This window comes from Paenibacillus sp. FSL R5-0473, from assembly GCF_038004565.1.
GTDB lineage: Bacteria > Bacillota > Bacilli > Paenibacillales > Paenibacillaceae > Paenibacillus > Paenibacillus amylolyticus.
This window is the reverse complement of the sequence record NZ_JBBORL010000001.1, coordinates 6,296,780-6,308,022: the sequence shown is the minus strand read 5'-3', so window position 1 is coordinate 6,308,022 and position 11,243 is coordinate 6,296,780. Positions and strand designations below refer to the sequence as shown.

The window sequence follows — 11,243 nt, the reverse complement described above, 5'->3', positions numbered from 1 at the left end:
TTTTGTAAACAAAAAATTTATAAACGGAAAATGGAGTCATTATGTGGAATTCAGCGAAAAGCAGCATGAAGTTATTTTCACTAATTTTTCAGACTAATAAAGTATTGTTCATAATTAGTGCAATATTGCATATCCTGCAAGGTTTGATTCCCTTTTTTAGTTTGGTTGTAATGCAGAATATGTTGAATGGGATTTCATATTCTTTGATGCATGGAGCGGATCTAGTACGCATACCTTTTATCTTGTTTGTTATTGTGTACGCAGTAAAATTAATCATTAATTCAGGACAAACCAATGTGGAGGGGAATTTAGAAGCATCATTAGCGAAGTCTTTGAATATCATGATCGGGAAAAAATCAACACAACTTGGACTTGCTGACTTCGAAAATTCGTCTATCAACGATCAATTAAAACGTGCAACTCAGGAAGCAGCATTTCGGCCATATCAGCTATATAGCCAATTAGCAGGTATTATCTCTGGTCTTATCACTGTAATTTCATCTTCAACTTGGTTGTTTCTATGGAAATGGTGGACTGTACCGATCATTCTCGTAGTCTCTTTGACATCACTGTATTCTTTATTCAAATTAAACAAACAACAATTCGATATCTATATGAAAAGGACCCCTTTATATCGTCAATCATGGTATCTGACGCATTTGCTTACAAATGATCGAGCAGTTAAGGAAGTTAAGGTTTTTCAATTGAGCACTCATTTACTCAACCGTTACTCTGAATTGCTCGAAAGCTTTTATAAAGTAGACAAGAGAATGTTAGGAAAGCTAACTAAACACACATTTATTTACAATTTTTTCGAGCTTGCAGTAATGCTTTGGTTGGTTTGGTTTGTCATTCAAGAAACTTTGTTAAGTACCTTGATGATTGGCAGTTTGTACGGGTATATTCAGGCAATAGTACTTACACAAAGTCAGATACAATCCATAATGAGGAGTTTATTGCAATTTTCCCAAAATCATCTCTATATGGAGCAATTGTTCCTGTTCTTTGAGTTACCAACATCTGACCCTGTTGCTCGATCTTCTCTGCAAAACAAAAAATCTGATTTTAGCTTAGAACACCTAGAACTCAAGAATGTTTCTTTTCAGTACACTGGGAATGACAAGATAGCGTTGAAGAACATTTCCTTATCGTTACGAAGGGGGCAGACCATAGCAATAGTTGGGAAAAACGGATCGGGAAAAACAACGTTAATGAAAGTATTAATGCAACTTTATGACAATTACGAAGGTGAAATTATCATAAACGGAAAAAACATAACCGATTATGATCTGAATATGTATCAAAAAAAAATCGGTACTGTTTTTCAAGATTTCGTTCATTATGAAATGTCCGCCAGAAGCAACATAGGTTTTGGTTCATTGGATCAGTTGGACCAAGACGAAATGATACTAAATGCAGCCAAGTACGCATCTATTGATGATGTAATCCATTCTTTGCCCCAAGGCCTTGATACGCAGTTGGGTAAATGGTTTGAAGAAGGTCAGCAATTATCTGGTGGTCAATGGCAGAGGTTAGCCATAGCCAGAGCTTTCATGCGTAATGCCGATTTATACATTTTAGATGAACCTAGCGCGTTTTTGGACCCGGTTGCAGAACGAGATTTGTTGGAGTTATTTCTTGATTTAATGAAAGATAAGATCGGTGTATTCATTACGCATCGGCTATCTTCTGCACGCCTTGCTCATCAAATAATTGTCATGGAGAACGGTGAGATTATCGAACAGGGAACACACGAGAAATTGCTTAATGATAATGGTACGTATGCAGAGATGTATCGTATACAAGCTAAGACCTTTCAGGAAAACAACATTGAGGAGGTATATCAGCATTGAGTATTGTAATAAACCCTAATCTGGATAGATGGTTGGGCTTAGAAGGCGACTTAAGAAACAACGTTGCAAGCACTTTGGCGTCTGTTGCAAACAGATATAAAACTCCAAGCGAAATTTCAATGAAATCTCAAAATTCTATATTAGCAGTTGATGGATTCGAAGTAGAACGGTGGACGGAAGAAAGTCTAAGTAACGGACATTCCGGAATTTGTCTATTAATGGGTGAATTGGATTATCTCCAACCGGATGCTGGTTGGGATTATGTAGGGCATCAGTATTTAAAGGAATTGCAGAATAAGCTTGAACAAACGGGGTTGCATGATTTGTCATTATACGGCGGATTGCCTGGTGTTCTAGTGGCCATACGTTCCCTATCCCGGAGAGGCACCCGTTACCAGTCAATGACAGAAGGTATTGCAACTTGGATGGAAGAACTAGCAATTAAAAAAGTTGATGAACTAGTTGAAAATTGGGGAAGTACTGATTTAAAAATAGGAGATTATGATACGATTCTTGGTCTAAGTGGGCTTGGAAGAGTTATTTTATCATATTATGATCGCCCGGGAATGAAAAAGGTATGGGAACAGATTGTAAATTGGTTCAAATTATATTGTGCAAAAAAGGAAATAGGAGAAGAAACCGTCCCAGGATGGCATATTTCTGCTCGGAGCCAATTTCATGCTAGTGAGACAAATCAGTATCCTTCTGGAAACTTCAATTTAGGACTTTCCCATGGAATAGCAGGGCCCATTGCACTTATGAGCATTGCGATCCTTAAAGGACTACCTGCCGAACCCTTTAAGGATCAATTAAGTAAACTAACTGATTGGCTTGTTCAGTGGAAGGTCAATGGTGAAGATGGAATATACTGGCCTGGCAGGGTTTCTTATGAAGAATGGAAATTAGGTCATCTGCATGTTGAAAATAAAATGCATCCAAGAGATTCGTGGTGCTACGGAACTCCTGGAATTGCACGTGCAATATGGTTGGCAGGCAATGCTTTGGAAAATAAAGAATTATCTAATCTTGCACTTGAATCATATCTGGATATGGAAAAACGCATAGAGATGGACGGAGGGCTAATCTCACCAACCGTTTGTCATGGCCTTTCAGGTTGGCTTCTACTCATCCAACGGATGTACTCTGAAACCGGAGAAGAACGTTTAAGAATGATGCGTGACCGCCTTGTAGAAAAGACTCTAGATTTCTACAAGCCGGACTCTATATTTGGATATTGCGACATAAACTGGATTGATAATAAACTTCAATATATTGATGAAGCAGGCCTTTTAAACGGAGCAGCTGGGGTCTCTCTGGTCTTGGCATCATTATTATCGGATAAAAGTCCTGAATGGGATCAAGTATTATTGATAAAATAAATTAAAAAAAACGATCATTTACTGACCCTAGACGCATCCACGATTCATTATCATCAAGCTCTGCAATACAATTAGTTACCGCTACTATCCAAGCAACGTAGCGGCCTTTATTCGGTTACCTCGGGACCGGCTCTCCGTTGTTCGGATAGGAAGTAACACTGCGCGTTTTGGTCATTATTTTGGAAATTGAAGCTTGATCCTTGGCTCAACAAAAAAACGAGCAAAGGATCGTTGCTCCCTTTCTCAGTGATGATTGATCGATAATTTTAGTGTTCGCTGTCCTAAACGGCAGGAACAGTCTGAGGAACGGTCTCTTCATCATCATGCTCCACCAGTTCATGTTTCTCCCAAGCTCTACTCTTCCAGCGGAAGTACATAATGACCGCGCGGGTCCACTCATCCGCCGCAATGGCAAGCCACACACCAGCGAGCCCCAGATGAAGCTTGAATATGAGCAGGTATCCCAGAGGCAGACTCATGCAGACCATGGAGATCAGACCCATGTATACCGGGAACTTTGCATCCCCTGCCGCACGCAGGGAACCAATGATCACAATATTGCAGGTACGCCCGGTTTCGAGCAAAAGACTGAGCAGAATCACTTGAGCCCCCAGCTTGATAATTTCCGGATTATCCGTAAAGATGCTCATCAGCGGTACACGGAAAAAAATGATGATTACATCAATGATAACCGTGGCAAGAAGGGCCCATTTTACACTGTCAAAAACACGTTTGTACGCATCGTCTTTGCGCCGCGCACCCACAAGCCGACCTACAATGATCGATGTCCCCATACCAATCGCCATGCTGAACAAGTAGATATAGCTGGAGATATTACCCGCATACTGCTTGGTTGCCATAGCTTCTGCGCCCAGATAGGTCACATACAGCGTGAACACGAGCTGGCAGGAATGATATACCATCGATTCCATCGCAGACGGAATGCCAATCCGCAGAATTTTGCCAATGAATTTCTTGGACAACTTAATGTAGTATTCAAAATCCACCCGCACCTCGCTCACACGATACAACAACCAGAAGAAGATCAGCAGGCAGATAAACCGGCTTCCCACTGTGGAGATCGCTGCCCCTTCCACCCCAAGCTTCGGCAGGCCGAAGTGTCCAAAGATCAATGCATAGTTACCAACAACGTGAATCACGTTCATGAATACAGCAACATACATCGTTTCTTTGGTGTAACCATGTGTACGAATCGTCGCAGCCAGCGCATTAATGAGCGCCTGAAGGAAGATACCGCCACCAACGATATTTATATACGAACGGGCAAAATCATAAATTTCGCCTTGAATGTTCAGGAGTGATAACAAATGTCCTCCGAACAGAAGGAAAATTCCGCTCAGGACCAGACCTACGATAAGATTCAGTGTGATCGCATTACCCGTAACTTGTGCTGCTTCACTTAACTTTTTGGATCCGATATATTGTGCGACTACAATCGCAGCACCATGTCCAATGACTTCCAATACAAGTATAGCGATAGAAATAATCTGATTGGCTGCTCCAACGCCGGAGACCGCATTATCGGACACCGAGCTGAGCATGAGCGTATCCACGCTCCCCATCAACATAAATAAGAAGAGTTCCAAGAAAATAGGCCATGTAAGTCGAATCAGATTCAGATCCTTGGCATCAGAACGAAGGGACTCTTTGGTTGAGGATATTGCTGTCATTTTCTCACCTTTCCCATGTGGGCTTTAATTCTTAGGGTATGTTAGCACAGGTGGTTTGAAAATGCAGTAGTTTTGCGAAAATAGTTGAAAGTTTTTTGTAATTCCATAAATAGGTATTTTCACTGCTTTCATAAAGCCCCATTTCCGTAAGCTTATCAGAGGTTTCAGAAGACAAAAAAGGCCCCTCCCAACTCGCTTTTAAGCAAGTAATGGAAGGACCTTGGACCCTCAACCTTTTAACCTTTAACAGAACCCGCAGCAATGCCCTCCACAATTCGATTACTCAAGATGAGAAAAGCAATCAGGATTGGCATAATGCTAATCATCAGCGTTGCACCAATGGCTCCCCAATCCGTTGTGTATTGACCAATAAAGTTCTGTACCCCAACAGTCAGGGTTTTGTACGAATCTGTACTGATGAACGTATTAACAAAGATGAATTCATTCCAGTTATAGATCATGTTAATGATCGCCGTTGTGGAAATGACCGAAGACGTCATCGGCAGCACAATCCGAAAGAAAATCCGATGCACGGAGCAACCATCCATCACTGCGGCTTCTTCCACTTCCCGGGGGAGAGCGTAGTAGAATCCAAGTAGAATCATAATGGTAATTGGCATATTAAAGGCAATATAAGACAGGATGACTGACAAAGGATGATCTGTGAGATGAAGCTTCAGGAACAAGCTGAACAGCGGGATCAACGTGGAGTGTACAGGGATCATCAGACCCACCATGAACAGCCCCAGCACCAGCGAACGACCTTTCCAGCGCATACGTGTAATGGCAAAGGTCACCAGACTGGCGAACAGCACGGTGATCACCACCGAGACCACCGTAATCCATACACTGTTGAAGAAGTACAAGCTGATATTTCCCTCTGTCCATACCTTGACATAGTTTTCCCAACGCGGAGTGGCAGGAAGGGAAAAAGGCGCCATGTCGAATACTTCCTGATTATTTTTAAGCGAGAACAACAGTAGCCATACCAAAGGTAAAATTTGCAGCAAAGCTACCAGGGACAAAAGGAAATACAGCAGAATATAGCCAAATCTCCTTAACCATGCCGAACCTCGGCTTGTCCCCGGGTAAGTTGGCAATCTAACGGCCGTATCCGTCTTCACCGGGATGGACCTCCTTTCATTTCACTAGGGCGTGTCTGGAAACTCCGAAGGTGGCAGATTTTGCCGAATTTTCGTTCCAAGCAAGGAAATTTTCCGCAGGCGTGCCGGGGCACGTCAAGGGAAAGTGACGCAGCAGGGGGCGAAAAGGCGGTAAAAGATGCACTTCAGCGAGTTTTCAGACACGAACTAGCGTCAGGAATACTGGATCGTATCTTTGGATGCTGTCGCTTTTCGAAGCAGCCAGGTAACAAGCAGACAGATCAAGAGCAGGAAGAACCCTACAGCACTGCCGTAACCAAAGTCGAAGCTACGGAACGCCTGACGATACATATAGGAGGCCATCACTTCGCTGGAACCATTCGGTCCGCCATCGGTCATCACGTAGATGAGATCAAAATACTTGAGTGAGCCTACCACAGCCAGTACCACAGTCACCTTGATGACTTCTGTAATAAGGGGCAGCTTGATTCGAAAAGCGATCTGCCAAGGGCTTGCTCCATCAATCCGGGCTGCTTCCACCAGAGATTCCGGAATATTTTTGAGGGCCGCATAATAGATCAAAATATAGAAGCCTGCATACTGCCATAGAATCGGCACGAACAGTGCATACAACACCAGGGATGGCTCCGCCAGCCAGGCTGGCGGATTGCTGAAGCCGATCGCTTCCAGAAAGGTGTTTAGCACACCATTGCTGGGATGATAGATCTTCAGCCATAACTGGGCGATCGCGACCGAAGACAGCAGCATCGGGATCAAATATATTTTACGGAACAGATTGGCCCCCTTGATCTTGCCTGACAGCACCAAAGCAATCATCAGATAACCGATCAGACTCAGCGCAGAGAACAAAGCAAGCAAAAAAGTATGGTTCGCACTCTGCCAGAATGTCCCGTCTTGAAGCAGTCTGGCGTAATTATCCAATCCAATAAAGGTCATTGCACCGATCCCGTCCCATTGCATCAACCCATAATACCCGGTGAGCACGATCGGGATGTAGACCAAGACCAGCAGCAGAAGCAGTGCAGGAAGCACGTACAACGCAGCAACGAGACGGTTAGACATGACTTTGTCCATCACATTATCCTCCCTTCAAGCGTTCAAGCACGTGTACGTCAATTGCCTTTATCAATTGCAGCCTGATGATTCTTCACAAAATCCTCTGGTGTCACCGCTTTGCCAAACAATGCTTGAATCATGTCCAGATGTGCCTGAGCGGCTGCCGGTTTCATCTGTACATCTGCAAAGAGTGTAAGGCTGCTGGCCTGGTTCAATTCGTTCAGCAGGTCAATATAGAGCTGTGGCAGCTGTACTGCCGCCGTATCCACTTTGGTAGCCGGGATGACGCCTGCTTCAGTTACCGAACTTTCACCCCATTTTTCCACAAAGTATTGCACAAACTTCTGCGCTTCTTCCTTCACTTTGGAGTTCTGGGCCACGAACAGTCCTACACCTGGACCACCTACCCAGCTGTTAATATCGCTCTTGCCATCTTCCATCGTTGGGAATTTGAAAAATCCGATCTTGTCTTTAAATTCCTGCGGGATGTCCGGGTTGGTCGTAAAGTTTGGCAGTTCCCAGGTACCCATCAGATACATGGCAGCTTTTTCGTTCATGAATTCGGATTTGCCCTCATCGTTAGACAACCCGTTGAAGCCTTTGTTGAAAGCATTCATATCCACCAGTTTTTGTACCTCGGCAGCAGCTTGAGTCAGCGCAGGATCATCAAACTTGCCAGAGCCATTGATCGCCTTTTCCAGTGCATCTCCACCTAACCGATTCGCCAGATACATATACCAGAGTGAGCCGGTCCAGCGGTCTTTATTGCCCAGTGCGATCGGAACCTCACCGTTCTCTGTCAATGTCTTCAGCACACTCAGGAATTCATCGTACGTTGCTGGCGGCTGCAAGTTATATTTTGCAAAAATGGCTTTGTTATAATAAATGGGGGAGATATTCAACTCAATTGGTAGCGCATATGTTTTACCGTCTATCGCATAAGCTTCTGTTGTTCCGGCTATGAATTTCTCGCCCAGCGAGTCACTCAGCAGATCATCGACCGGTGCGAACAGGTTCCCCTTCACATAAGGCTCCAGAAATCCAGCAGCCCAAGTTACACCAACATCGGGAAGTTCATTGGATGCCGACAGAATTTTCAATTTGTTCTTATATTGTTCATTCTCCAGCACTTCCTGCTTAATGGTTACATTCGGATGATCCGTTTGATACTGCTTGATGATATCGTTGACCAGTTTGTTTTGCTGTGCGGAACTGCCTGCTGGCCAGAGGTGCATGAATTTGAGGGTTACTTTCCCATCTGTGCCGTTGCTGCCTGTTTCACCCTCTTCATCCGAACTTGAACTGTTACATCCGGATAAAATTACGGCGAGAACCAGCGTCCATGACAGAAGAATGGCCATCGTCTTTTTGCTCATTATTCCAACCCCCTTGGTTTTTTCGGTTAATGTAACCGCTTTAACCAAATTGTAGCACGGGCCTATCACACCTATAAGACCAGAGTAATTTGGAAAAACTCCACTTTTTTGAGGTTATTTGTTATTTCGTTCAGATAGGGAATGCCGATATTTGCTTGGACTAAGCCCCTCAAGACTTTTAAATACTGTGATAAAATACTTATCCGTCTGATAACCCACCTGTTCGGCAATCTCCGAGATGGGCATCGTTGTCTGTACAAGCAACTCCTTCGCGCGCTGAATGCGTTTGCGGGTAAGATATTCACTAAAATTGATGCCGATCTGTTCCTTGAACAATACGCTGAAGTAACTGGAGTTGAGATGGAGTAGATCAGCGATTTCACGCATGGTCACATGTTCACCCAGATGGGCATCCACATAGGCCAAAGCTTCACTGATCTGGCTATTGAGCCTCTGCTCCCCGCGCTCTTTAACATCCAGCAACTTAGGGTCAACCATTTCCTGCATCGTTTGAATACGTCGCTGTTGTTCGCTAAACTTCAAGGCTTTTTCGACGGTCTGCAGCAATTGTTCCTTATCAATCGGTTTCAACATATACTCCACAACACCCAACTTAATGGCCTGCTGGGCATACTGAAAATCGGCATGTCCAGACATAATCAGGACAACAGGCTTGTTCGAAAAGTGCTGAATGGCTTCAATCAGAGACAAGCCAGAGAATTCCGGCATGCGAATATCCGTTATTAACAGATCTGCCGGCTTTTTCTTGAGCCATTCCACAGCCTCGACGCCACTTTCTGCAGTCTGAATGTGATTTCGTCCTGCCGACCATCCTTCCAGTGTTTTGCGAATACCCTCTCTTGTACGCGGCTCATCATCCACGATAAGAATCGTTTTGTCATGAATCATATGCACCCCTCCGTTCCCATGGGAATCTCAAAGCAAATGACAGTTCCTTCCCCAACCTTACTTGTTATAGAAAGCTTGCAACGTTCGCCAAGTTGGCTGCCAAAGTAAAGCTTCAGTCGCCGATGTACGTTGATTAGACCTACGCCTGTACCCTTGTTAGATACAGCGGGGCCACCATGTAAGGCATGAATTACAGATTGAAGCCGTGATTCATCCATACCGGGACCATCATCCCGAACCTCAATGCGAACCAGATTCTCCTCGGTCGAAGCATCCACATGGACGCTTATCTTTCCCGGGCCCAGTTTACTTTCAATCCCATGGAGAATCGCATTTTCCACTAAGGGCTGTATGAGCAGTTTCGGTATTGCGACCTTACGCACCGTATCACTCAGCTGAATCTCCCATTGCATTCTCTCTCCCAACCGCATCTGCATAATTTGAAGATAACGCTCGGCGTGTTCCAGCTCGTCGGCAATCGTAACCCATTCATCCTGCTGCGAACTGGAGATGATATAACGAAATAATCGGGACATGGCCACAACCATACGTGCCATCTCCTCGTCTCCCTTCTCCTCAAGGGACCAATAGAATGCCTCCAGTGTGTTGAATAGAAAATGGGGATTAATCTGAGACTGCAACGCCTTCAGCTCAGCCCGGGACTGCATGACTTCCTTCTCATGAACCACACGGGTCAATTCATTCTGCCTGTAGACCATCTGGTTATATACGTCGTTGAGTTCATTGATCTCCATCGTAGAGCTGACCATTAGATTAGGTCTCATTGCTCCTGGCTGTGCACTGCGCATGGCCCGCATCAGCCGTATGAGTGGACGTGTAATCATTGTGGACAGAAAGAAGGACATGATAAGGAACAAAACAACACCAATCATTCCCGAGACGAGCAACGCTGTTCTCAGGATGGATACACCTTCCGTTGTCTCCCGCAGCGGGGTCAGGACAGCAAGTGTCCATCCCGTTAACTCCGATTTTTGCCGGACGACGATATAGGATTCCTCCCCGTTCTGCACGACTGATCCGCTGTCCAATATGGCTTTGGGATTGAGATTAATCTCCAGATCGGAAGTCACCACTTCGCCTGCCCCATCCAAGAGCATGATAGAGTCCTGCGAACCATCTGTCCCATTCGAATCATTGAGTTGAAAAAAACTGCGCTGCATCCGCACCACCACATAACCTCCATGTTCGAAAGAATGATCCAGCAGGTTAATCCGCCGAATAGCCAGGAGCACACCCGGATCTTCAGGGTCAGCGCCTGCCCATACCAGTCTGCCTTTTCCTTCATCCGCCAGGTTGATCCAGTTGCGCTCCACTCTGAGATCGAGGGATCGGTCATCCATCGGAAAGATGCGGTTATAACCCGTGGTGTATATCTCCATACTCTGCGCTCCGTTGATGAAAGACTGATAACTGCCTGCAATCTGCAAGAGAGCTTGGCGCTGATTAAAGGTTGCCGGGTTGCCTTGTTTCTCATCGCTAAGCAGACGCTGCACGTATGAATCATCCGCCACTTGGGCGGTCAGCGAATTCACTTGTGCAATGAGTGCATCCAATCTTCCACTGGCTTGGACGGCGGTTTGATGAATATGTTTCTCCGCATTGCTTTTCAGCAGGGCAGCTACCCGATCATAGGCCGATATGCCTGCGAGCAAAAGAACAACAAGCATCACCATAACAAAACCAATGAAGATCTGATTCCGAAGTGAGTTAAAATGTCCTTTTTTCCCGTGCAACTTCCCCATTCTCCTCTCTTTTTGGCATGTAAAAGAACCCACCACCTTACGCCCGTGCTCTTGAAGACTGGGTACAAACGATGCCGGATTATCTACCTATT

Annotated in this window: 8 protein-coding genes; 2 read left to right on the top strand and 6 right to left on the bottom strand. The window is 44.9% G+C overall.

The genetic code is table 11. The annotated features are described in order from the left end of the window. Positions 1-65: 65 nt before the first annotated feature. Positions 66-1,853 (top strand): ABC transporter ATP-binding protein, encoded by a 1,788-nt coding sequence (locus tag MKY28_RS27735; RefSeq protein WP_340937562.1) that lies wholly within the window; start codon positions 66-68, stop codon positions 1,851-1,853. Further along, positions 1,850-3,232, top strand: coding sequence for a lanthionine synthetase C family protein (locus MKY28_RS27730; RefSeq protein WP_340937561.1), 1,383 nt, complete (start codon positions 1,850-1,852; stop codon positions 3,230-3,232). The genes MKY28_RS27735 and MKY28_RS27730 overlap by 4 nt, the downstream gene beginning before the upstream one ends. A 281-nt stretch (positions 3,233-3,513) precedes the next feature. Here MKY28_RS27730 and MKY28_RS27725 read toward each other — a convergent pair whose 3' ends face one another. From MKY28_RS27725 to MKY28_RS27700, 6 genes are all read right to left on the bottom strand, one after another. Further along, positions 3,514-4,923, bottom strand: a complete 1,410-nt coding sequence (locus MKY28_RS27725; protein ID WP_076251839.1) for an MATE family efflux transporter — start codon at positions 4,921-4,923, stop codon at positions 3,514-3,516. A gap of 236 nt (positions 4,924-5,159) precedes the next feature. Continuing rightward, the gene (locus tag MKY28_RS27720; protein ID WP_036606719.1) at positions 5,160-6,023 is read right to left on the bottom strand and encodes a carbohydrate ABC transporter permease; all 864 of its coding nucleotides are present in this window, start codon (positions 6,021-6,023) and stop codon (positions 5,160-5,162) included. A gap of 216 nt (positions 6,024-6,239) precedes the next feature. Next, positions 6,240-7,121, bottom strand: coding sequence for a carbohydrate ABC transporter permease (locus MKY28_RS27715; RefSeq protein ID WP_036606643.1), 882 nt, complete (start codon positions 7,119-7,121; stop codon positions 6,240-6,242). Between the two features lie 38 nt (positions 7,122-7,159). After that, positions 7,160-8,479 (bottom strand): extracellular solute-binding protein, encoded by a 1,320-nt coding sequence (locus tag MKY28_RS27710; RefSeq protein ID WP_036671596.1) that lies wholly within the window; start codon positions 8,477-8,479, stop codon positions 7,160-7,162. A 114-nt stretch (positions 8,480-8,593) separates the two neighbouring features. Beyond that, positions 8,594-9,388, bottom strand: a complete 795-nt coding sequence (locus MKY28_RS27705) for a response regulator transcription factor (RefSeq protein ID WP_340937560.1) — start codon at positions 9,386-9,388, stop codon at positions 8,594-8,596. Next, on the bottom strand, positions 9,385-11,142 hold the full coding sequence (locus MKY28_RS27700) for a cache domain-containing sensor histidine kinase (protein WP_340937559.1): 1,758 nt from the start codon (positions 11,140-11,142) through the stop codon (positions 9,385-9,387). Before MKY28_RS27700 ends, MKY28_RS27705 begins: the two co-directional genes overlap by 4 nt. Positions 11,143-11,243: the final 101 nt, after the last annotated feature.